The organism is Paracoccus endophyticus (assembly GCF_003286075.1).
In the GTDB taxonomy this organism is placed as follows: Bacteria; Pseudomonadota; Alphaproteobacteria; order Rhodobacterales; family Rhodobacteraceae; genus Paracoccus; species Paracoccus endophyticus.
In genome coordinates, this window is sequence record NZ_QLUV01000006.1 from 1 (window position 1) to 21,994 (window position 21,994).

Annotated in this window: 22 protein-coding genes, 2 tRNA genes and 1 pseudogene; 15 read left to right on the forward strand and 10 right to left on the reverse strand. The window is 69.0% G+C overall.

Annotated elements, in window-relative coordinates; translation table 11 throughout:
- Positions 1-276, forward strand: a pseudogene (locus tag DPQ23_RS08660) (putative 2-aminoethylphosphonate ABC transporter ATP-binding protein); the annotation flags it as partial.
- A 228-nt stretch (positions 277-504) separates the two neighbouring features.
- Here the strand turns inward: DPQ23_RS08660 and DPQ23_RS08665 are convergent.
- Positions 505-1,224: a haloacid dehalogenase type II gene (locus DPQ23_RS08665; protein WP_112874309.1), complete on the reverse strand. Its 720-nt coding sequence runs from the start codon at positions 1,222-1,224 to the stop codon at positions 505-507.
- A 168-nt stretch (positions 1,225-1,392) separates the two neighbouring features.
- Between DPQ23_RS08665 and DPQ23_RS08670 the strand changes: the two genes are divergently transcribed.
- The 3 genes from DPQ23_RS08670 (at position 1,393) to DPQ23_RS08680 (ending at position 4,466) form a co-directional block, all read left to right on the forward strand.
- The gene (locus DPQ23_RS08670; RefSeq protein ID WP_240602592.1) at positions 1,393-2,520 is read left to right on the forward strand and encodes an extracellular catalytic domain type 1 short-chain-length polyhydroxyalkanoate depolymerase; all 1,128 of its coding nucleotides are present in this window, start codon (positions 1,393-1,395) and stop codon (positions 2,518-2,520) included.
- Positions 2,521-2,769: 249 nt separating this feature from the next.
- Positions 2,770-3,918, forward strand: a complete 1,149-nt coding sequence (locus DPQ23_RS08675; RefSeq protein WP_112874311.1) for a zinc-dependent alcohol dehydrogenase — start codon at positions 2,770-2,772, stop codon at positions 3,916-3,918.
- A gap of 14 nt (positions 3,919-3,932) precedes the next feature.
- On the forward strand, positions 3,933-4,466 hold the full coding sequence (locus tag DPQ23_RS08680) for a hypothetical protein (protein ID WP_112874312.1): 534 nt from the start codon (positions 3,933-3,935) through the stop codon (positions 4,464-4,466).
- A 532-nt stretch (positions 4,467-4,998) separates the two neighbouring features.
- On the opposite strand, the gene DPQ23_RS08685 is transcribed toward DPQ23_RS08680, so the two are convergent.
- Positions 4,999-5,073: transfer RNA gene (locus tag DPQ23_RS08685), tRNA-Thr, on the reverse strand.
- A 181-nt stretch (positions 5,074-5,254) separates the two neighbouring features.
- Here DPQ23_RS08685 and DPQ23_RS08690 point away from each other — a divergent pair.
- From DPQ23_RS08690 to DPQ23_RS08715, 6 genes are all read left to right on the forward strand, one after another.
- Complete coding sequence (locus DPQ23_RS08690; protein WP_112874313.1) at positions 5,255-5,464, forward strand: hypothetical protein; 210 nt, start codon at positions 5,255-5,257, stop codon at positions 5,462-5,464.
- Complete coding sequence (gene murA, locus DPQ23_RS08695) at positions 5,464-6,747, forward strand: UDP-N-acetylglucosamine 1-carboxyvinyltransferase (protein ID WP_112874314.1); 1,284 nt, start codon at positions 5,464-5,466, stop codon at positions 6,745-6,747. The genes DPQ23_RS08690 and murA overlap by 1 nt, the downstream gene beginning before the upstream one ends.
- Positions 6,740-7,237, forward strand: coding sequence for a DUF2948 family protein (locus DPQ23_RS08700; protein WP_112874315.1), 498 nt, complete (start codon positions 6,740-6,742; stop codon positions 7,235-7,237). The genes murA and DPQ23_RS08700 overlap by 8 nt, the downstream gene beginning before the upstream one ends.
- A gap of 67 nt (positions 7,238-7,304) precedes the next feature.
- Complete coding sequence (gene hisD, locus DPQ23_RS08705) at positions 7,305-8,609, forward strand: histidinol dehydrogenase (RefSeq protein ID WP_112874316.1); 1,305 nt, start codon at positions 7,305-7,307, stop codon at positions 8,607-8,609.
- Positions 8,610-8,710: 101 nt separating this feature from the next.
- On the forward strand, positions 8,711-9,205 hold the full coding sequence (locus DPQ23_RS08710; protein ID WP_112874317.1) for a UPF0262 family protein: 495 nt from the start codon (positions 8,711-8,713) through the stop codon (positions 9,203-9,205).
- Between the two features lie 4 nt (positions 9,206-9,209).
- Positions 9,210-9,734, forward strand: a complete 525-nt coding sequence (locus DPQ23_RS08715; RefSeq protein ID WP_112874318.1) for an arsenate-mycothiol transferase ArsC — start codon at positions 9,210-9,212, stop codon at positions 9,732-9,734.
- A 97-nt stretch (positions 9,735-9,831) separates the two neighbouring features.
- Here DPQ23_RS08715 and groL read toward each other — a convergent pair whose 3' ends face one another.
- The 5 genes from groL to rlmB all read right to left on the reverse strand — a co-directional run bounded on the left by groL (position 9,832) and on the right by rlmB (position 14,008).
- Positions 9,832-11,478 carry a chaperonin GroEL gene (gene groL / locus DPQ23_RS08720; RefSeq protein ID WP_112874319.1) on the reverse strand — a complete coding sequence of 549 codons (1,647 nt, stop codon included), beginning with the start codon at positions 11,476-11,478 and terminating at the stop codon, positions 9,832-9,834.
- A 45-nt stretch (positions 11,479-11,523) separates the two neighbouring features.
- The gene (locus DPQ23_RS08725) at positions 11,524-11,811 is read right to left on the reverse strand and encodes a co-chaperone GroES (protein WP_112874320.1); all 288 of its coding nucleotides are present in this window, start codon (positions 11,809-11,811) and stop codon (positions 11,524-11,526) included.
- Between the two features lie 169 nt (positions 11,812-11,980).
- Positions 11,981-12,403 carry a CoA-binding protein gene (locus tag DPQ23_RS08730; RefSeq protein WP_112874321.1) on the reverse strand — a complete coding sequence of 141 codons (423 nt, stop codon included), beginning with the start codon at positions 12,401-12,403 and terminating at the stop codon, positions 11,981-11,983.
- 179 nt (positions 12,404-12,582) lie between these two features.
- A complete protein-coding gene (locus tag DPQ23_RS08735; RefSeq protein ID WP_240602593.1) occupies positions 12,583-12,993 on the reverse strand; it encodes a YHS domain-containing (seleno)protein in 411 nt (136 codons plus the stop codon).
- A gap of 163 nt (positions 12,994-13,156) precedes the next feature.
- Entirely contained in the window at positions 13,157-14,008 is an 852-nt protein-coding gene (rlmB, locus tag DPQ23_RS08740; protein WP_112874323.1) for a 23S rRNA (guanosine(2251)-2'-O)-methyltransferase RlmB, read from the reverse strand.
- Positions 14,009-14,170: 162 nt separating this feature from the next.
- Here rlmB and DPQ23_RS08745 point away from each other — a divergent pair.
- From DPQ23_RS08745 to hisH, 4 genes are all read left to right on the forward strand, one after another.
- Positions 14,171-14,254: transfer RNA gene (locus tag DPQ23_RS08745), tRNA-Tyr, on the forward strand.
- A 324-nt stretch (positions 14,255-14,578) separates the two neighbouring features.
- Positions 14,579-15,598 (forward strand): hypothetical protein, encoded by a 1,020-nt coding sequence (locus DPQ23_RS08750; protein ID WP_112874324.1) that lies wholly within the window; start codon positions 14,579-14,581, stop codon positions 15,596-15,598.
- A 63-nt stretch (positions 15,599-15,661) separates the two neighbouring features.
- Positions 15,662-16,249 (forward strand): imidazoleglycerol-phosphate dehydratase HisB, encoded by a 588-nt coding sequence (gene hisB / locus DPQ23_RS08755; protein ID WP_112874325.1) that lies wholly within the window; start codon positions 15,662-15,664, stop codon positions 16,247-16,249.
- A gap of 113 nt (positions 16,250-16,362) precedes the next feature.
- Positions 16,363-16,998 carry an imidazole glycerol phosphate synthase subunit HisH gene (gene hisH, locus DPQ23_RS08760; protein ID WP_112874326.1) on the forward strand — a complete coding sequence of 212 codons (636 nt, stop codon included), beginning with the start codon at positions 16,363-16,365 and terminating at the stop codon, positions 16,996-16,998.
- A gap of 228 nt (positions 16,999-17,226) precedes the next feature.
- Here the strand turns inward: hisH and DPQ23_RS08765 are convergent, their stop codons facing one another.
- From DPQ23_RS08765 to DPQ23_RS08775, 3 genes are all read right to left on the reverse strand, one after another.
- The gene (locus tag DPQ23_RS08765) at positions 17,227-17,553 is read right to left on the reverse strand and encodes a DUF1330 domain-containing protein (RefSeq protein ID WP_112874327.1); all 327 of its coding nucleotides are present in this window, start codon (positions 17,551-17,553) and stop codon (positions 17,227-17,229) included.
- Positions 17,554-17,655: 102 nt separating this feature from the next.
- The gene (gene acmB, locus DPQ23_RS08770; protein ID WP_112874328.1) at positions 17,656-18,843 is read right to left on the reverse strand and encodes a methyl acetate hydrolase AcmB; all 1,188 of its coding nucleotides are present in this window, start codon (positions 18,841-18,843) and stop codon (positions 17,656-17,658) included.
- An 82-nt stretch (positions 18,844-18,925) separates the two neighbouring features.
- Complete coding sequence (locus tag DPQ23_RS08775) at positions 18,926-20,569, reverse strand: flavin-containing monooxygenase (RefSeq protein ID WP_112874329.1); 1,644 nt, start codon at positions 20,567-20,569, stop codon at positions 18,926-18,928.
- Between the two features lie 668 nt (positions 20,570-21,237).
- Between DPQ23_RS08775 and DPQ23_RS08780 the strand changes: the two genes are divergently transcribed.
- Positions 21,238-21,945 (forward strand): type 1 glutamine amidotransferase domain-containing protein, encoded by a 708-nt coding sequence (locus tag DPQ23_RS08780; RefSeq protein ID WP_112874330.1) that lies wholly within the window; start codon positions 21,238-21,240, stop codon positions 21,943-21,945.
- Positions 21,946-21,994: the final 49 nt, after the last annotated feature.

Sequence of the window (21,994 nt, forward strand, 5' to 3'; positions counted from 1 at the left end):
CGCGCGCTGGCCATCGAGCCGCGGATGCTGCTGCTGGACGAGCCCTTCGGGGCGCTGGACGCCAAGGTCCGCAAGGAACTGCGCCAGGGCCTGCGGGAAATCCACGACGAGACCGGCCTGACCACGATCTTCGTCACCCACGATCAAGACGAGGCGATGGAGCTGGCCGATCTGGTGGTCGTCATGTCCATGGGCCGCATCGAGCAGATCGGCCGCCCTCAGGACATCCGCACCCGCCCCGCGACCGCCTTCGTGCGCGACTTCATTGCGGGGTAAAGCCCGGACATCCGAAGGGCCTTCTCTGCGACCCGCGTGGACGGAACAGCGCGTCGGATGAGCACTCGGGTCAGCCGTCACACGTGGTCAGCATCAGCGGCAGGCGGCGCAGTCTGCTGCACCGCGCGTGTGCCGACAACGGGCAGGGTGGCGGATGTTCCTTTGAGGTGCTGTCAACACGCCGCGACGGCGAAGGGGACTGGTGCCGCGCCGTGCCGAAAGGGCAGACTAGGCGGGCGGATCGCTGCGGCGGTCCGTGTCGCCCAGCCCGGCTGCTAGGTCAGGCAGCGCACGCAGGTCCGACAGCTGATGCGCAGGTCGGCCATGCAGGCGGTCCATCGGCGCGCTTTCGCGGTTCACCCAGATCGAGTGGAAACCAAAGGCCGCGGCCGCGCAGGCGTCCCAGCCATTCGACGACACAAAGCCCGTCCCCGCAGGCGCGGTGCCGAAGCGCGCGCCGACCATTGCGTAAACCGCAGGGTCCGGCTTGAAGACGCCCACCTCCTCGACTGACAGGACCGCATCCAGGAAAGGCCCCAGCCCCGCAGACGCCACCGCCGCCTGCAGCATCGGGGGCGAGCCGTTGGACAGGATCGCCAGAGTGAAGCCCTGCTCCTTGAGCGTGCGCAGAACCTCGGGGACCTCGGGAAAGGCCGGAAGCTCATGATAAAGGTTGAGCAGCCGCTGCCGAAGCTGCGGGTCATCGATCGCCTCGGCCTCGAGCGCCCAGTCAAGCCCATCCTGCGTGACCTGCCAGAAATCGGCATGGGACCCGGCCGCGGCCCGGATCCAGGTGTATTCCAGCTGCTTGCGCCGCCAGTGGCCGGCAAGCGCCATCCAGCGGCCGGCCCACGCCTCTGCCCCCGGCTCGGCGGCGGCCTGGCGGGCAGCGGCCGCCACATCGAACAGGGTGCCATAGGCATCAAAGACGAAGAGACGGATCGACATTCAGGATCCTTCCGATGATCGGGCGCCGCATCGTGCAGGCCTTGACGTGCAGACACAGGCGTGAGGAGCAGATCCGGTTCCAGACAAGACCGGCGGCGGCCGGACAAAGTCACTTGCGGCACCCTGTGGCGCGTGCCACTGGACCGGCTCGATTGATTCTGAGGTCGCATGATCCGACTGTTCAAGCCTCAGCGCCGGGGTGGGAAAGCGCCGCGCCACCGCAAGCCCCCGTCTGCCCTGGCCAGTGCTGTGGACGTCATGCTCGGGCTGGCTGCGCTCAAGCCCTCTCCAACCGCCAAGGCCGCAGGGCCGAAGGCCAGCGCGACAGGACGATCGAAAACGCCCACGGCCCCGGCGGGTGCCGCCGCAAAACCAGCCACCAGCGGACGTGCCGCTCCCGGCAGCGCGCGCAGTGGCAAGGCCGCGCAGGGGTCATCGTTCAGGGCGGCGGTCCACACCTGCGAGCATGGCGAGCGGCGCTACAAGATCTTCACGCCTGCCAGCGCAGCCGCCTCGGCGAAGCCGCCGCCCCTGCTGGTCATGCTGCACGGCTGCGGCCAGACCCCGGACGATTTCGCCAAGGGCACGCGAATGAACCTTTTGGCCGAGGCGTTCGGCGTGCTGGTGGTCTATCCGGCGCAGCCGCGCGAGGCCCATGCGAACCGATGCTGGAACTGGTTCCGGCCGGGCGACCAGGGGCGCGGCGCAGGCGAGCCGGCGCTGATGGCCAGCCTGACCCGCCATGTCATCGAACGCCACGGCGCCGATCCGGCCCGCGTCTATGTTGCGGGACTGTCCGCCGGCGCGTCGATGGCGCTGATCGTGGCCCATGCCTATCCCGACCTCTTTGCCGCGGCCGGGGCGCATTCGGGGCTGCCGACAGGCGCCGCGCATGACAGGATCTCTGCCGTGGTCGCCATGCAGCGCGGCGGCCTGGGACTGCGCCCGACCGCGCCGGTTCCCACCATCGTCTTTCACGGCAGCGCGGATCATGTCGTCAATCCCCGCAACGGGCGCCTCATCGCCTTTCGCGCGCTGGAGCCGTTTCCGAGGCTTGGCCGGACCGAGACCGCAGGTCAGGTGCCCGATGGCCGCGCCTATGTCAGAACGGTGCATCGGGTGGGGCGGGGGCGCCCCTGGGTCGAGCAGTGGACCGTGACAGGGGCAGGCCACGCCTGGTCCGGCGGCTCATCGGCCGGCCGCTTCACCGACCCGACGGGACCTGACGCATCGGCCCAGATGCTGCGCTTTTTCCTTCGCCACAGGACCTCGGCGCGCAGACGGAACGGGGGTTGATCCTTTCCCCGGCCTGCTGCGGTCATTCTGGCGGACATCCAACGTTTTCAACCCGTGCGTCGGGCCGGCCGCAGCGGCGGCCGCAAGACCCCCCTCATGGCGACCAGAGTGTCCCGCGCCTTGCCTGCTCTCTCGGGGTTAGGCAAGCCGACCCAAGGATGGCGCTGCCCACAACCTGTCGAAGGGGTCCCGGGAACTCAGGGGGCGCGGCACCGTTGGGCTGACAGCAACGAACTTCAGGAGCCCCGCATGCTGGCTGCCGATTACAGGGGACCTTACCGCGTCCGCGCGGCCCAAAAGCCCGAGCCCGTGATCCTGCATCCCCGCGATGCCATCGTGCGCGTGACGCGATCGTGCATCTGCGGGTCGGACCTTCATCTTTATCACGGCCTCATGCCGGACACCCGCATCGGCATGACCTTCGGGCACGAGTTCTGCGGCATCGTCGAGGAGGTCGGCCCCGCCGTCGAAAACCTGCGTCCCGGCGACCACGTCCTTGTTCCCTTCAACATCGCCTGCGGGCAGTGCCATTTCTGCAGGCAGGGGCTGTTCGGCAACTGCCACGAATCGAACGCGCAGGCGACGGCGGTGGGGGCGATCTTTGGCTATTCCCACACGGCGGGCGGCTATGACGGGGGCCAGGCGCAGTATGTGCGGGTGCCCTATGCCGATGTCGGGCCGACGCTGATCCCCGACTGGATGGACCCCGACGACGCGGTGCTGCTGACCGACGTGGTCCCGACCGGCTATCAGGCCGCCGAGATGGGCGGCATCCAGACCGGCGACACGGTGGTCGTCTTCGGCGCGGGGCCGGTCGGCATCATGGCCGCGCGTTGCGCCTGGCTCTTCGGCGCGGGGCGGGTGATCGTCATCGACGAGATCGAGTATCGCCTGGACTTCGCCCGTCGCTATTGCCCGGCCGAGGTGTATAACTTCCGCGAGATCGACGACATGGCGGTCTTCATCAAGAAGCAGACCGACTCGCTGGGCGCGGATGTCTGCATCGATGCGGTGGGCGGCGACGCGACCGGCAACGCGCTGCACACGCTGTTCGGCGTCAAGCTGAAGCTCGAGGCAGGCTCGGCCATTCCGCTGCATTGGGCGATCAACTCGGTCAAGAAGGGTGGGATCGTGTCGATCGTGGGGGTCTATGGCCCCACCGGCAACATGGTTCCGATCGGCAACGTTCTGAACAAGGGGATCACGGTCCGGGCCAACCAGGCCTCGGTCAAGCGCCTGCTGCCGCGACTGATCGAGCATGTGCGCGAGGGCCGGATCGACCCCAAGGCGCTGATCACCCACCGCATGAGTCTTGAGGACGTGTCGGACGGCTACCGCATCTTCTCGGGCAAGCTCGACGACTGCATCAAGCCGGTCCTCTATCCCAACGGCATCTGAGAAGGGAAGTTCGCATGACCGATCTCGCCAGACCCCCTGCGCGGGCGATCGACCCAGCCACGGTGCCCGGCTGGGGCGTGGACGCCGACCGCCGCAATGACCCGACCTATCCCATGCGCCACCGCGAGGAAGGTGGCCGGCCCATGGACTGGGAACGGCCGCCGCTGCAGGACCCGCAGGTCGAGGTCCTTTGCTCGATCGAGCACAACCGCCTGCCGGCGGTGGTCGGCACCTCGACACCCCCCCGCGGCCTCAGCGGGGCGATCCGGCGCGCGGCCTTCGCCTACAGCGAATCCGACTGGCGCCACTGGCTGATGCTGCTGGGCGCGGACCGGGTGAACATGGTCGAGGGGCTGGCCGAGGATCTTGCCCGGGGTCACATTCCCGACATCCCCGGCGAGATGGGCCTGCGCGCCGAGTGGCGGCACAACAGGACCGGTCTGGTCCGCAAGGCCGCCGTCGCCGTCGCGGTGGTCAGCGTGGCCGCGCTGCTGTGGCCAAGGGCAGAACGCGGTCGAAGCCGGCACGCGAGGCGCCTGCACCACTAGCCTTGCGGCAAGGGTATAAAGGATGCGCCGCACGCTGGGCGCAACGACCTGCGCGCCCGGCAACATCTCGCAACGAACGCCAACGGGCCCCAGGCCATGGCGGCAGGCCGAAGGCTGATCCGCTTTCGGGCTAAGGGGCAGGCGGAGACGACCAAGCGACGGGGCCGCATCCGCATCCCGCGCCAATCGAGAGGCCACCTGCGCCGCTGGGCACACCGGCGCGGCACTCACGGCATCCTGTTCCGGGCAAACCCGTTGCCCGTGTCAAGACGGGCATCACCAGGGCGGTCAAGCGCGCCGGCAGCGAGGGCGTCACCCCGCATGTCCTCAAGCACACGGCAATCACCTGGGCAAGCCAGGACAGCCTGCATGTCCAGGATGCGGCGGAATACTTCGACACGTCCGCTGAGACGATCGGCGAGCACCACTGGCACCACAGCCCGTATCATCAGGAATGGGCTGTCGGGATCATGGAAGGGAGAGAATGGCTGTGCGGGTAACTGCACGCGACGCCGAGAAACCCGCTGAGTTATGGTGCTGTGAGAGAGGATTGAACTCTCGACCTCTCCCTTACCAAGGGAGTGCTCTACCACTGAGCTACCACAGCGCCGGCGGCTGTTTCCAGCCGTGCGGGCGGATTTAGAGCGAAGGTTGCGGCAGCGCAAGGGGGAAAGCGGGAGGATGGTGAAATGCGTGCCGGGGCAGCCGCGGCGGGGTTGTGCCGGTGCAGCCGTGCCGTCACCCGCTGCGTTCTGGACGGGGGGCGGTTGCGCTTGTAACACCCCCCCATGACGCGCGACACCGATCCCCCAGCAGACGGCGCGCCCCCGGACGGGGCCACTTTCGCGCGCCGTCCGGCCGCCAAGGGGACGGCAGACCGGCGCGCCGCCGCCCTGCGGGCCAATCTGGCGCGCCGCAAGGCGCAGGCGCGCAGCCGCGCGGAGAACGACGACACCGCCACGGGGCAGACCCCGCAGCGGCCCGAAAGCGAGGACTGATGGATACGATTCTGGTGCGCGGCAACGGTCCGCTGAATGGCGAGATCCCGATTGCCGGGGCCAAGAACGCCTGCCTGACGCTGATGCCCGCGACGCTGCTGACCGATCAGCCGCTGACCCTGACCAACGCCCCCCGCCTGTCGGACATCCGCACGATGACCGCCCTGCTGGGGTCGCTGGGGGCCGAGGTCGCCAGCCTGCAGGACGGGCAGGTGCTGGCGCTGTCCAGCCATGACCTGACCAGCCACACCGCCGATTACGACATCGTGCGCAAGATGCGCGCCTCGATCCTGGTGCTGGGACCGATGCTGGCGCGGGACGGCCATGCGATCGTGTCGTTGCCGGGCGGATGCGCGATCGGGGCGCGGCCGGTGGACCTGCATCTGCGGGCCTTGCAGGCGATGGGGGCGGACCTGGACCTGCGCGAGGGCTATGTCCACGCCAAGGCCCCTGCCGGCGGTCTGCGCGGCGCGGTGATCGAATTTCCCATCGTCTCGGTCGGGGCCACCGAGAACGCGCTGATGGCCGCGACGCTCGCCCGGGGCACGACCGTGCTGAAGAACGCCGCGCGCGAGCCCGAGATCGTCGACCTGGCGCATTGCCTGCGCCGCATGGGCGCCCGGATCGACGGCGAGGGCACGTCCACCATCACCATCGAGGGCGTGGACCGGCTGGGGGGCGCCACCCATCCGGTCGTCACCGACCGGATCGAACTGGGCACCTACATGCTCGCCCCCGCGATCTGCGGCGGCACGGTCACCTGCCTGGGTGGGCGGATCGACCTGGTGCATGCCTTCAGTGAAAAGCTGGACGAGGCGGGCATCTCGGTGACCGAGGACGCCCGCGGCCTGACCGTCAGCCGCAAGAATGGCCGCATCCGCGCCGTCGATGTCGTGACCGAGCCGTTCCCCGGCTTTCCGACCGACCTGCAGGCGCAGATGATGGCCCTGATGTGCACCGCCGAGGGCGTCAGCGACCTCGAGGAGACGATCTTCGAGAACCGGTTCATGCACGCCCCCGAACTGGCCCGCATGGGTGCGCGGATCGACGTGCATGGCGGCCACGCGCGCGTTTCGGGCGTCGATCGCCTGAAGGGCGCGCCGGTGATGGCGACCGACCTGCGCGCCAGCGTCAGCCTGATCCTGGCGGGCCTTGCGGCCGAGGGCGAGACGGTGGTCAGCCGCGTCTATCACCTGGACCGGGGGTATGAGAAGGTCGTGCGCAAGCTGCGCGGCGTTGGTGCCGACATCGAGCGCATCAAGGAGGCCCCGACCCATGACTGACACACGGCTTGCCGCCGACGCCAGCTTTGCCGAAGGGGACCCCGCGCAGGTGCTGGCGATCCGGGCCGAATCGCCCGAGGACCTGCCGGTTCTGGCGGCGCTGGCGCAGGACGCGGTGCTGACCGTCGGCGACATTCGCCACGACACGCGCGCCCGGCGGCTGGCGCTGCTGGTCAGCCGCTTTCGCTGGGAGGACGCCGAGGCCGCCCGCGCCGAGGGCCGCCCCTATGAACGCGTGCGCGCGCTGCTGGTCATCGGTGACGCGCTGCGGGTGCGCCATGACGGCATCCCGCGCGACGACGCGGCCACCGTGCTGTCGCTGCTGGACCTGTCGTGGCAGCCGGGCGAGGACGGCACCGGGACGCTGCACCTGCGGTTTGCCGGCGACGGCACCATCGCCGTGGACGCCGAATGTGTGAACGTCGATCTGCGCGACGTGGCGCGCCCGCATCGCGCCGTCTCGGGCGCGGCCCCTCGCCACGAGGTCTGACAGGCCGCCCTTGAGAGCGCCCGCGCGGCCCGCTAACACCCCGGCACCCGTCGAAAGGCCGCCTGCCATGCCCGTCACGCTGACCACTGCCGATCCCGATTTCGAAGCCGGCTTTGCCGCGATGCTGGCCGCCAAGCGCGAGGACTCGGCCGACGTCCACGACGTCGTGTCGGCGATCCTGGCGGATGTCCGCGCGCGTGGCGACGCCGCGGTGCTGGACTATACCGCGCGCTTCGACCGCCTTGATCTGACCGCCGACCGCCTGATCCTGTCACCCGACGAAATCGACGCCGCCGTCGCCGCCGTCCCCGCCGACCAGGCCGCGGCGCTGGCGCTGGCCGCCGGACGCATCCGCGCCTATCACGACCGCCAGCGCCCGGCTGACGCGATGTGGACCGACGAGACGGGGGCCGAGCTGGGCTGGCGCTGGACCCCGGTCGATGCGGCGGGTCTGTATGTGCCGGGCGGGCAGGCCAGCTATCCGTCCTCGGTCCTGATGAACGCGATCCCGGCGCGGGTCGCGGGGGTGGGCCGGCTGATGGTCTGCGTGCCGACCCCGGACGGCGTGCTGAACCCGCTTGTGCTGCTGGCCTGCCGTCTGGCGGGCGTGGACCAGATCTGCCGGATCGGCGGGGCGCAGGCCATCGCCGCCATGGCCTACGGCACAGCGACCATCGCGCCGGTGGACATCATCACCGGGCCGGGCAATGCTTATGTCGCCGCCGCCAAGCGCCAGGTCTTCGGCCGCGTCGGCATCGACATGATCGCGGGGCCGTCCGAGGTGCTGGTGATCGCCCAGGGCGCGCAGAACCCCGAATGGCTGGCGCTGGACCTGCTGGCACAGGCCGAACACGACGCCGACGCGCAGTCGATCCTGATGACCCCCGATGCCGCCCTGGCGCAGGCCGTCGCGGCCGAGGTGGACCGCCTGCTCCCCACCCTGCCCCGCGCCGCCATCGCCGGCGCAAGCTGGCGCGACCACGGCGCGATCATCGTCACCCGCGACCTGGCCGAGGCCGCGCGCCTCAGCAACCGCATCGCCCCCGAGCATCTGGAGCTGTGCGTGGACGATCCCGCGGCGCTGGCCGCGCAGACCCGCCATGCGGGGGCGATCTTCATGGGCGGCTGGACGCCCGAGGCCGCGGGGGACTATGTCTCGGGGCCGAACCACGTCCTGCCCACGGCGCGCTCGGCGCGGTTCTCGTCGGGGCTGTCGGTGCAGGATTTCCTCAAGCGCACGACCCTGTCGCGGCTGACGCCTGCCGCGCTGGCGGCGATCGGGCCCGCGGCGGTGACGCTTGCACAGGCCGAGGGCTTGGGTGCCCACGCCCGGTCCGTCGCGGCCCGGCTGGCCCGGATCAACGGCCGTTGACGGCGATCCCCTTCGTCGCGCGATCGGGCCTTGAAATCCGGCGCATTCCCCCGGACGGTGCCGGTCGGCAGGCTGGACGCTGCCATTGTGACGGGTTCGCCATGACGATTGCCACCGACAAGGACCGCCTCTGCCGGATCGAGATCGACGACTCTGCCATACCGCCGGCCTCGCCCGAGCTGGAACAGGAGCGCCGCGTCGCCATCTTCGACCTGATCGAGGACAACAGCTTCGTCCTGCCCGGTCGCGGCGGGGACCGGGCGCCGCCCGGCCCGTATGTGCTGCTGCTGGCCATCCGCGAACGCCGGCTGGTGTTCGACGTGACCACCGATCCGGGCGAAAAGGTGGCCGAGTTCCATCTGTCGCTGGGTCCGTTCCGGCAGGTGGTCAAGGATTACTTCCAGATCTGCGAAAGCTATTTCGAGGCCGTCAAGCGCCTGCCCCCGGCACAGATCGAGGCGATCGACATGGCCCGCCGCGGCATCCACAACGAGGGCGCGCGCACGCTTCAGGACCGGCTGGACGGCAAGGCCACCCTGGATATCGACACCGCCCGGCGGCTGTTCACCCTGATCTGCGCGCTGGTGCCGAGCTGAGGGAATGACTGACGGCGCCTTCCCCTCGTCGATCCTGTTCTGCTGCGACCACAATGCGATTCGCTCGCCCATGGCCGAGGGGATCATGAAAAAGCTTTACGGCCGGCGTGCCTATGTGCAGTCGGCCGGCGTCAAAAGCGAATACGAGATCGACGGCTTTGCGGTCGCCGTCTGCGACGAGATCGGGGTCGAGCTGTCACGCCACCGGGTCCGCAGCTTTGACGAGATGCGCGACTGGGGCGACGACCTGGGCGCATTCGACCTGATCGTGGCGCTGTCGCCCGCAAGCCAGCGCCAGGCGCTGGAATTGACCCGGGTCTATCACATGAACGTGGAATACTGGCCGATCATGGACCCCAGCGGCCTGGGCGAGGGGCGCGAGGCCAAGCTGGCAAGCTATCGCGCCACGCGCGACCTGATCCTGTCGCGGATGATCGCGCGGTTCGGCCCGGGCGACAATCCGGCCGAGGGCGCGCCGCCGGGTCCGGCGGACGCGTCATCCAGCGCGTCCCCCTCGGGCGCCGGATGATCCGGGGCACGGCGCAAGGCGCCAGCGATAGCCGGACATGAAAAAAGGGCGCCCGGTGGGCGCCCTTCCTGTCCTCTGCCAGGTGGCAGCGGATGGATCACATCATGTCCATGCCGCCCATGCCGCCCATGCCGCCGCCCATGCCGCCACCGGCGCCTTTGGCTTCAGGCTTTTCGGCGACCATGGCTTCGGTCGTGATCAGCAGGCCCGCGACCGAGGCGGCGTCTTCCAGCGCGGTGCGGACGACCTTGGCCGGGTCGATCACGCCGAACTTGAACATGTCGCCATATTCCTCGGTCTGCGCGTTGAAGCCGAAGGTCTTGTCGTCGGAATCGCGCACCTTGCCCGCCACGACGGCGCCATCGACGCCCGCGTTTTCGGCGATCTGGCGCATCGGCGCCTCCAGCGCACGACGGACCAGCGCGATGCCTGCGTTCTGGTCGGCATTCGCGCCTTCCAGACCGGCCAGCACCTTGGCGCCCTGGACCAGGGCCACGCCGCCGCCGACCACGATGCCTTCCTGAACGGCCGCGCGGGTCGCGTTCAGCGCGTCATCGACGCGGTCCTTGCGCTCCTTGACCTCGATCTCGGTCATGCCGCCGACGCGGATGACGGCCACGCCGCCGGCCAGCTTGGCCACACGCTCCTGCAGCTTTTCCTTGTCATAGTCCGAGGTGGTTTCCTCGATCTGCTGACGGATCTGGCTGACACGGGCCTCGATCTCGGCCTTTTCACCGGCGCCATCGACGATGGTGGTGTTGTCCTTGGTGATCGAGATCTTCTTGGCGCGGCCCAGCATGTCGATGCCGACGTTTTCCAGCTTCATGCCCAGGTCTTCGCTGATGACCTGACCGCCGGTCAGGATCGCGATGTCCTGCAGCATCGCCTTGCGACGGTCGCCAAAGCCCGGCGCCTTGACGGCCGCGACCTTCAGTCCGCCGCGCAGGCGGTTGACGACCAGCGTGGCCAGCGCCTCGCCCTCGACGTCCTCGGCCACGATCAGCAGCGGCTTGCCGGTCTGGATCACGCCTTCCAGCAGCGGGACCATCGGCTGCAGCGACGACAGCTTCTTCTCGTGCAGCAGGATATAGGCGTCTTCCAGATCCGCGACCATCTTCTCGGGGTTGGTCACGAAATAGGACGACAGATAGCCGCGGTCGAACTGCATGCCCTCGACGACTTCGACCTCGGTCTCCATCCCCTTGTTCTCTTCGACGGTGATGACACCCTCGTTGCCGACCTTCTGCATCGCCTCGGCGATCTGCTGGCCGATGAAGGACTCGCCGTTGGCCGAGATGGTGCCGACCTGCGCCACTTCGGCAGTGTCGCTGACCGGGCGCGAAGCCGCCTTGATCGACTCGACGACCTTGGTCACGGCCAGGTCGATGCCGCGCTTGAGATCCATCGGGTTCATGCCGGCGGCGACCGCCTTCATGCCCTCTTTGACGATGGCCTGCGCCAGGACGGTCGCGGTGGTGGTGCCGTCACCGGCCTCGTCGTTGGTGCGCGAAGCGACTTCGCGGACCATCTGCGCGCCCATGTTCTCGAACTTGTCGGTCAGTTCGATTTCCTTGGCGACGGTGACGCCGTCCTTGGTGATGCGCGGCGCGCCGAACGACTTGTCCAGGATCACGTTGCGGCCCTTGGGGCCCAGCGTCACCTTGACCGCATCGGCCAGGATGTTCACGCCCTTGAGCATCCGGTCGCGGGCGTCAGTGCCGAACTTTACTTCCTTGCCAGCCATTTATCTAATCCTTTTGAATGAGTTGAAGGCGAAACCTGCAAGGGATCAGGCGATGATCCCGAGGATGTCGCTTTCCTTCATGATCAGCAGCTCTTCGCCGTCCAGCGTGACCTCGGTGCCCGACCACTTGCCGAACAGGATGCGGTCGCCGGCCTTGACCGAAGGGGCGATCAGCTCGCCCGAGTCCTTGCGCGCGCCCTCGCCCACGGCGACGATCTCGCCCTCGGCGGGTTTTTCCTTGGCGCTGTCGGGGATGATCAGCCCGCCCTTGGTCTTTTCGTCGGACTGGACGCGACGCACGAGGACGCGGTCATGAAGAGGGGTGAAAGCCATCGAAACACTCCGTTTCAGGTTGCAGTGTCTGCTGTTGGCACTCACTGCCAGCGAGTGCCAGTGACGCCCATCTAGGAGGCCCGGCACGCACTGTCAACTGGGGGGAAGGCCGCATGCAGCCACCCTGCGCGCCGCGCTGCGGTGCGTTGGCGCGGCCTATCCGGCGCGGTCAGCGACGCGGCAAATAGGCTGGAAAATCAATCTTGGGGCAGCGATTCTGCACAACGGTCAGACCCGCCTGGCGCGCCGTCGCCGCAGCCTCGTCGTGGCGCACGCCGATCTGGGTCCAGATCGTCCTGAGCCCCGGCAGCGAGGCGATCGCCTCGTCCACGATGGCCGGGACAGCCTCCGACTGGCGGAACACGTCCACCATGTCGACCGGGATGTCGGCAGGAATGTCCGACAGCGAGGCGTAGACCGTCTCTCCCAGGATCGTGCTGCCGGCGTGTCCCGGATTGACCGGGATGATGCGAAATCCGCTGTTCTGAAGGAAGCGTGCGACACCGTGGCTGGGCCGCTCTGGCTTGGGGGACAGGCCGACCACGGCAATGGTGCGCGTCTCGCGGACGATGCGGGCGATCTCGTCGGTCACGGGGCCTCCTGAAAGAAAAAGCGCCCGGTCGGGGACCGGGCGCAAGTCGCGGAACGAGGGACAGTGATCCGAACATGACCGTTCCGTGGTCACGTTCGTGATAAAAATGCGCCTGTTCGGATTAAAGTTCCAGTCCTTTCTCGGCAATGTGATCTTTGCCTTGATAGTCCTGCGGGTTTTCACCGGCCGATGCGCTTCCACGACGCGATCGCGCGGGCCGCGATTCCTTGGGGATCTGCCTGCATTCGTGCGCGCGCCGCCGCATCGTGGGTCAGGAAAACGCGCTGGTCCACGATCACGAATTGCGCCGGGTCGCCCTTCAATTTTCGGCCCTCGGCCATGGCGACGGCGCAAAAACCGCCCAGCGCGGGCGCATAGGCCCGCGGATTCGATTCGAACGCCTGCCGATTCGCCTCGTTGGTGAAGTGCCACACCGCCCCGCGCCAATGCGTCACGATGTTCGCACGCCCCCCCACGACGCGGCCGCTGTCGCGCAGGCTGACCGCGTCCATGCCGTTCAGCGCGGCCGTCTGGCCCAGTGCCGGCAGCGCCAGCATCAGCGCCATGGCCATGACAGGCAGGGCAGCCACCCGGCGGCCTGCCGGCGCGTGGCCGGCAAGGATGGATCTGGCGACATGAGACATGGTTCTGATGTGACACCCCCGCGCCGCGTCCGCAACGCCGGGGCGCGTCCTCTCGCGCCGATGTGACGCAGCGTGCTGCCGGGTCGCCACAGCGACGCGGCCGGCTGGTTCAGCCGCCCAGGCTTGCGGCATACAACGCGACGGCGGCTGCGTTCGACACGTTCAACGATCCGAAACCGCCTGCATACGGGATGCGGACGACCTGGTCGCAGGTGTCCAGCGTCTTTTCGCGCAGCCCCGGCCCCTCGGCGCCCAGGACCAGGCAGACGGCGCGGTTTCCCAGGGCGGCCAGGGCCTCGGGCAGCGTCTGGCCGCCGGATCCGTCCAGGCCCAGCACCACATAGCCCATCGCCTTCAGCTCGTTCAGCGCCTCGGCCAGGTTCGTCACCCTCAGATAGGGCTGGCGTTCCAGCGCCCCCGAGGCGGTCTTGGCGAGCGCCCCCGTTTCGGGGGCCGCGTGGCGGGCGGTGGCGACGACCGCGCGGGCGCCGAAGACCTCGGCCGACCGCAGGATGGCGCCCACGTTGTGGGGATCGGTCACGCGGTCCAGCGCCACGACCATCGGCCGCGCGCCCCCCGTGCCCTCGGCCGCGATCCGGGACAACGGACCCCAGGCCAGCGGCTTGACCTCCAGCGCGGCGCCCTGGTGGACGCTGTCAGGGGCCAGCGGCGCCGCGCGGTCAAAGGTCCGGGCATCCACGATCTCGGGCGTCATGCCCGAGGCCGGAACCGCCTCGCCCAGCCTGTCGGCCGCATTCCGCGTCAGCACCAGCCGCAGGCGCTGCCGCGCGGGGTTCGCCAGGGCGTCGCGCACCGCATGCAGGCCGAACAGCCACACGGTTTCGGCTGCGGACGCGCGCCGCGCGCGTTCCTTGTCGATCACCCAGGTGGGCTTTTTCGTCTTGGCCGGGCGTCCGTCGCGGTGATCGGGACGGCTGTCGAAGGGCGGCGGCTGGGTCATCGTGGCTCCGGCAGGGGATGGCCCTGTCTGCGCGCGGCAAGGGCGCGCTGCAAGCCGGAAACGCAGGGCAGGTCTGGCCGCAGGGGGCGGCGCGCCGCGGCGGGTAGGCGCCCGATTCTCGCTTGACCGCTGCCATGGGCGCGGCTAATCACCCCCGGCGTCGGGCGACGTGCTGCAAGGTGCGGCAGCGGACTGTAACTCCGCCGGGGAGACCCATGCCTGGTTCGATTCCAGGGTCGCCCACCACCCGCTTTCCGGCGGCGCGGGTCGCGGGATGCCCCCCGCAGGACAAGGGCCGGACCCGTGACGACACCGCCAAGGCCATCCGAACCCGGCAGCCCCGATTCCCCGGACGCCCGCGCGGCGCGCCGTGCGGCCCGCATTGCTGAACGCGAAGCCCGTCGCGCCGCACATCAGGCAGAGCGCGCTGCCCGCCGCGAGACGCGGCGCACCGCCGCGGATGCGGAGGCCGGCGCCCCCCGCAGGACCACCGCTCTTGCGGACACAGACGGCCCTGCCCGCCTTGCGGCCCAGCCGAATGCGCGTCAGGCAGAAAACGGTCTGGACGCCATGCGCGGCGAACAGGCCGCGATCCCTGCCCAGCGCGCGCCCGTCTTCGACATCCTGATTGTCGCGCAGGGCGGCGGCATCGACCGCGAGGCCGCGATCCTTGCCGCCAGCCTGCGCCGCAACGCCCCCGGCTTTCGCGGCCGGCTGATCGTGGCCGAGCCGCAGCCGACAGGTGCATGGGCGGGCACCGATCCCCGCATGTCCGACGCGGCCCGCGCGGCGCTGTCGCACCTGGGCGCCGACATCCGCCCGCTGTCCGCCCGCCATTTCGGCCGCCACTATCCGCATGGCAACAAGATCGAGGCGCTGTCCCTGCTGGACCCGGGCCGACCGTTCCTGTTTCTGGACAGCGACACGGTCATCACCGGCGACATCGACGCGGTGCCCTTCGACTTCGACCGGCCCACCGCCTCGATGCGGCGAGAGTTCACCTGGCCGGTCCCGCCGCTGTACGGGCCCGACATGGCGGCGATCTGGGACTTTCTCTATCGCCGCTTCGGGCTGGACATGGCGGGCTCGCTGGACCGGGCGCAGCCGCCGGATCACTGGGAACGCCATCTTTATTTCAACGCCGGCTGGTTCATCGGCGCGGACCCTGCCGAATTCGGGCGCCGCTTCACCGAATGGGCGGTCGCGGTGCGCGACGATCCCGGCGACGTGCTGGCCAGCCAGTCGCTGGACCCCTGGCTGGATCAGGTCATCCTGCCGCTGGTGGTCCACAGCCTGGGCGGCGGGCGTCCTGGGCCGGACCTGTCCGGCATGGACGGGCCGGTCACGACGCATTACCGCAACCTGCCGCTGCTTTATGCGCGCGGCCCGGCGGCGGCCGTGGACGAGATCGAGGCGATCGCCGCCCTGCCGCAGATCGCGCCGCTGCTGGACGGCTGGTTGCCGGCCCGGCTGATCCGCGACGGCATCGGCCAGCGGCGCATCGCGCCGATGTTCGCGGACGAGCCGGTCGCCCCGCGCGAACAGGCCATCCGCCACCGCCTGCGCCAGGCCGACCTGTGGCTGGCGTGACAGCCGGGTTGCCCCGTACCGCCGCCCTCGGCTAGTGACGGGCACGCCGTTGAAAGGTTCGCCATGCGCCGCGCCACGATCACCCGCACCACCGCCGAAACCGACATCACCGTGTCTGTCGATCTCGACGGCACCGGGCGTCACAACAGCCGCACGGGCGTCGGGTTCTTCGATCACATGATCGACCAGCTGGGCCGCCATTCTCTGATCGACATCGACCTGGCCGCGACCGGCGACCGCCACATCGACGACCACCACACGGTCGAGGATTGCGGGATCGCGCTGGGTCAGGCCCTGCGCGAGGCGCTGGGCGACAAGCGGGGCATCCGCCGCTATGGCAGTTGCCACCTGGCGATGGACGACACGCTGGTGCGCGCCGCGCTGGACCTGTCGGGGCGGCCGTTCCTGGCCTGGGACGTCGCGTTTCCCACCGATACGATCGGCAGCTTTGACACGCAGCTGGTGCGAGAGTTCTTTCAGGCGCTGTCGGTCCATGGCGGAATCACCCTGCACGTGGACCGTCTGCGCGGGTTCAACAGCCACCATATTGCCGAGGCGACGTTCAAGGCCGTCGCCCGCGCCCTGCGCGAGGCGGTCGAGCCGGACCCGCGCATGGGGGACGCGCTGCCCTCGACCAAGGGTGCGCTCTAGCGTTTTCCGGGGCCGACTGCCGGGGCCCTGCCCGTTGCGCGGCCGGTTCCCCGCGCGCTTGCAGGCACGGTCCCGCGCCGATAACCGGACGGCGGCAGGAAGGGGATGACGCGATGCGTGTGGCGATCATAGATTACGACAGCGGCAACCTGCATTCGGCGGAAAAGGCGTTCGCCCTTGCCGGGCGCGACCGCGGGGCCGAGGTGATCGTGACCGCCGATCCCGACGTGGTTCACGCGGCCGACCGCATCGTCCTGCCCGGGGACGGCGCGTTTCCGGCCTGCCGCGCGGCCTTTGACGCGGTGCCCGGCATGACCGAGGCCCTGGAACAGGCCGTGCTGGGGCGGGGCGTGCCGTTCCTGGGGATCTGCGTCGGCATGCAGATGCTGGCCGATGTAGGGTTCGAATACCGCGAGACGCCCGGCCTTGGCTGGATCGGCGGCCGCATCCAGCGGATCAGCCCGGCCGACCCGGGGCTGAAGATTCCCCACATGGGCTGGAATGCCCTGCAGATCCACCGCCCCCACCCGCTGCTGGACGGGATTGCCGAGGGCGATCACGCGTATTTCGTGCATTCCTGGCAGTTCCTGACCGCCAGCGACGACAATCTGGTCGCGACTGTGGATTACGGCGGGCCGGTCACGGCCATCGTCGCACGCGACAACATCGCCGGCGTCCAGTTCCACCCCGAGAAATCGCAAGCCATTGGCCTGCGGCTGATCGGGAACTTTCTGGACTGGCAACCCTGAACGGTTGTGCGCGGCCCTGATCGGGGGCCGCAGCACGGGCGCGGGCGGGCGCAACAGGGTGTCACGCCGCGCGCCATGGGCACGGGCAGAGCGGCGCCGGCGCCCGTGACACCCAGCGGCTGTAGACGCCGAGGATCAGCCCGACACCGCCAGACAGGCCGGTTGCGCTGATGCAATCGGCCAACGCGTGCCGATCGACTCCCCGGCACTTCTTGAGGATCTCGCAGCCTACCCTTTGTTCAGGTAGGGGATCGTTCCCGCCGCGTCGCTGTCGTCGATCAGATAGAAGTTGCTGACGCTGCCCGCCTTTCGCGCGGCGCCGAAGGGTGCGTATTCGGGGCTTTGCGCAAAGGCCATGGCCGCGTCGCGCGACGGGAACTCGATCAGCGCCACCAGCGAAGCATCGGGGCCTTCGCCCTCCAGCGTCTCGATCTTGCCGCTGCGTGACAGATAGCGGCCACCGTGGCGGGCCACGATGTCGTGGACCTGCGCCGCATAGTCCGGGACCCAGGCGTCATCGGTGATCTTTACCTCGGCGATGAGATAGCATGGCATGTCCTGTCCGCCTTTCCTGTGGATGACTGTGTCCGCGTGGCAGTCCATCGACTGCCGCAGGGGCCGGGACGGGCATCGGGAGGCGCCTGTCCCGGCCGCTGGTCAGGCCGCCTGCCGCTGCGACCGGTACCAGGCCGTCTCGAAGTCGATATAGCCGGTGAAGGACGTCGCGTCGCCGAAGGGCAGGATCTGCGTCGCCCAGAAGCCGCCGACGCCGTTGCGCCGGTCGATCCAGTAGAACAGGTTGGCAAGCCCGGCCCAGCCCAGCGCGCCCGCCGGCCGGCCCGTGGGCGCGGCCTCGTCGTTGACCATGAAGGGCAGTGACCAGGACTTGGACAGGCCCGGAAAGAACTCGGCGTCGTTCGACAGCGACGGGATCACGCCCGGCAGGGCCGTGACCTTCAGGTCGCCAAGCTGGTTTTGTTCCGCCATGGCCACCGTCTCGGGCCGCAGGACCTGCCCGTTCTCGCCCCGGCCGTCATTCAGCCACATGCGGATGAAACGCATGTAGTCGCCGACGGTCCCGTAAAGCCCGTGCCCGCCCATGTGGATCTCGGGCTTGTCGGGCAACTCGAAGTCCATCGGCGTCAGGCTTCCGTCCGCGTTGCGGGCGTGCATCCCTGCAAGGCGGGCGCGCAGCCGGTCGGTCAGCTCGAAGGTCATGTCGGTGATGCCCAGCGGCTCGAAGATGCGCGACTGGAAGACCTCGCCCAGGCGCTTGCCGGCGATGCCCTCGACGACCTGGCCCACCCAGTCGATGTTGCTGCCGTATTCCCAGCGCTCGCCCGGGTCGAATTGCAGCGGCGTCATGATGGACGCGCGGGACGCGGTGATGACGCTGGGCTGGCCCTTGCCTTGCGCCAGCCGGTTGTAGGTCTCGCTGAAGAAATCGTAGCCGAAGCCCCCGGTATGGGTCAGCAGATGCCGGGTCGTGACCTTGCGCCTGGGCGGGCGCAGCATCGGCTCGCCCTGCTCGTCGAAGCCTTCGATGACCTGCAGCGTGCCGATGTCGGGCGCATAGGTTTCCGCGGGCGCGTCCAGGTCCAGCCTGCCCTCCTCGACCAGTTGCAGCGCCGCCGTCGCCGTGATCGCCTTGGTGGTCGAGAACAGCGCAAACACGCTGTCGGTCGTCATGGGCTGGTCGCGGTCCACCCTGCGCAGACCCGCCGCGCCCTCATAGAAATTGGCGTTGCGGTCCGTCGCCATCGCCACCACGCCCGGCACCCGCGGCTGGCCGCTGACGACGCCGTTCAGCACGCGATCGGCCGCGGCCCTGAAATCCTGGCTCATCCTGTCCTCTCCCCCTGTGGACCCTGCAGTTCCGGTTTCAGGGCGGCGCCGGCACCTCCTCGTGCGGGCGCCGCCCGCCCCCTCATGCCATCGTGAAGCTGGGATAGCCGGCCGCAGCCTCCTCGGCGCATTTGCGGCGATAGGTGCCGACGCCCCCGGTATAGGACAGCACGCGGCGCGGCTTGCCCGGCACGTTCGACCCCAGGTACCACGAGTTGGTTCTGGAAATCAGGTTCGCGCTGGCTGTCTCGTCATGGTGCCTGACCCAGGCGTCCTCGCCCTCGGCGGTGGGCTCGATCACCGTCTTGCCCTGTTCGCGCATGGTGCGGATCGCATCCGTGATCCATTCCGTCTGCTGCTGCAGGCAGGTCGTCATGTTGCACAGCGCCGCCGAGGGCGCGAGCGGCACGGCCGTCGTGAACATGTTGGGATAGCCATGCACCATCAGCCCCATGGTGGTGCGGATGTCGCGCCCCCAGTCCTCGCGCAGCGAACGCCCGCCGCGGCCGCGGATGTCGATGCGGGTCAGCGCCCCGGTCCCCGCATCGAAGCCGGTCGCAAGGATGATGACGTCCAGATCGTAGCGGGTGCCATCCGCCAGCTCGATCCCCTCGGGGACGATCCGGGCGATGGGGTTGTCCTTGACCGGCACCGCCTCGACGTTGGGGCGCAGATAGACCTCGAGGTAGTTCGTCTCCAGCGGGACGCGGTGGGTGCCGAAGCCGTAATCGGTCGGGATCAGCAGCTCGCACAGCCGCGGGTCCTTCAGGCGGGCGCGCATCTTCTCGCGCACGAACTCGGACACCTGCTCGCTCACCTCCGGGTCGAAGAACATCTCGCCGAAGGACGCGAGCCACAGCTTGAGCGAGCCGTTCTGGTAGCAGTCCTCCAGATGCGCGCGGCGTTCCTCGGGGGTCAGCGCGGACCACTGCTTTTCAAAGTCGTATTCGAATCCGGTGAAGGTGTTGGGCAGAGTGTCGCGCAACTCCTCGAACCGGGCCTTGTAGGCGGCGACCTCCTCGGGGCCATAGGACGGATTCTTCATCGGCAGCACATACTGCGGGGTCCGAACGAAGACCTTCAGCGCGGCCACCTTGTCGGCGATGGTCTGGATCACCTGGATGCCGGTGGCGCCGATGCCGATGACGCCCACGGTCTTGCCGGCAAGGTCGATGTCCTCCTTGGGCCAGCGCGAGGTGTGGACGATCTGGCCCTTGAAGCTGTCCTGGCCGGGGAAGATGTCGGACATGGGGGCCGACAGCATGCCCCCGCAGGTGATCAGGAACTGCGTGTCGATCACCTCGCCCTTGTCGGTGGTGACGGACCAGCGGTTGGTGGTCTCGTCGAAGACGGCCTTGGTGATCGTTGTCGAAAAGCTGATGTCGCGGCGCAGGTCCAGGCTGTCGGCCACATAGTCCAGCCAGCGCTCGATCTCGGGCTGGCCGGGAAAGCGCGAACTCCAGCTCCAGTTCTTGTAGAGGTCCTCCGAGAACAGGTACTGATAGATGTAGGCCTCGGAATCGAACTTGGCGCCCGGATAGCGGTTCCAGTACCAGGTGCCCCCCACATCGCTGGCGGTGTCGTAGGCCCGAACCTTCAGGCCCATCTGGCGCAGCTGGTGCAACTGGTAAAGTCCCGCGACGCCCGCGCCGATGATCAGCGCGTCCAGCACCTGCCGGTCGGCCGCGGTACGGCCTTGCGGCAGGGATTCAGTGTCCAGAGCCATCGTATTCCCCCCTTGTGAGTCGGGTCCCGCCGGACCCTGTTCCGCAACACCGCGTGCCGTCCGCCCGCCCATCGGGCGGATCATGACCGGCTTTCCCGCGGTCCCGTGCGACTGCGGCCTCGCACGGGCACCGCGGTGCCCAGTCCTGCGGGCCGGGCCACGCCCGCCCGGGATGCTGGCGGCGCACGCAATGGCGCATCGTTCAAGACCCGGCTGCAAGGCCCGGCGACCGGGCACGCCTGAAACCCCTGGCACCTCCCCTTCCGCCTTGGGGCGACAGAGATGCCCCGACATCGGATCACCCGGGCAGCCAAGCATGGTCCCGCTTTGCGGCGCAATATGTCTTTGGTCTGATCTGGCGCCTGCGCACAAGGCGGCTGACCGGCAGGTACCCGGGCAATCCGCGCTGCCGAGCCAAGTCCATTTCCGCATGGCGGAAACGGTTCAGCGCCGGCCTGCGTTACCTCCGCACGAAGGGGGGCGTGGCGGAAAGCGCAGGCTCCAACCGACCGCAGGCCCTCTGGCCCTCTACAGCCACGGGGGCGGCGCGACCGGACAGGAACCACCATGCCCTGGACGGCCCCCGTCACCGGCGCCCCGATGCCCCGGCACCTCGCCGCCCCTTTCAACCCGCTTGTTTGCAAGCCTTGAAGAAAGAAAGACAGACGATGGACAAGACACCACGCATCCTGATCATCACCACCTCGGCCGCCACGATGGGCGCCGACGAACGGCCGACCGGCCTTTGGCTGGAGGAACTGACCACCCCGTACTATGCGTTCCTTGACGCGGGGGCGGAGGTCACTCTGGCCTCGATCCAGGGCGGCAAGGTGCCGGTCGATCCCGGCAGCGTGAAACCCGCGGGCGAGAACGATCCCTCGGTCGAGCGCGCGCTGAAGGATGCCGACTTCCAGGCCCGCATCGCGGCGACGCCCCGGTTCGACACGCTCGACACGGCGGCGTTCGACGCCGTCGTCCTGCCGGGCGGGCACGGCACGATGTTCGACTATCCCGACAGCGCGGCCCTGGCAAAGCTGGTGGCCGATTTCGATGCCGCCGGCAAGGTCGTGGCCGCGGTCTGCCACGGGCCGGCCGGCCTGGTCGCCGCGCGCCGGGCGGACGGCCGTCCCGTCGTCGCCGGCCGCCGTGTCGCCGGGTTCACCGACAGCGAGGAACGCGCGATGGGCCTCGATCAGGCCGTTCCGTTCCTGCTGGAAACCCGCCTGAAGGACCTTGGCGCGCACTACGTGTCAGGCCCGGACTTCGAACCCTTCGCTATCCGCGACCGCAACCTGGTGACGGGCCAGAACCCGGCCTCGGCCGAGCCGATGGCCAAGCTGGTGTTCGAGGCGTTCCACGAGATGAAGCCGGCCTGACGGCGCGAAAGCCTTTTCGACGAACGATCCCTCGGGCCGTCTGGACAAC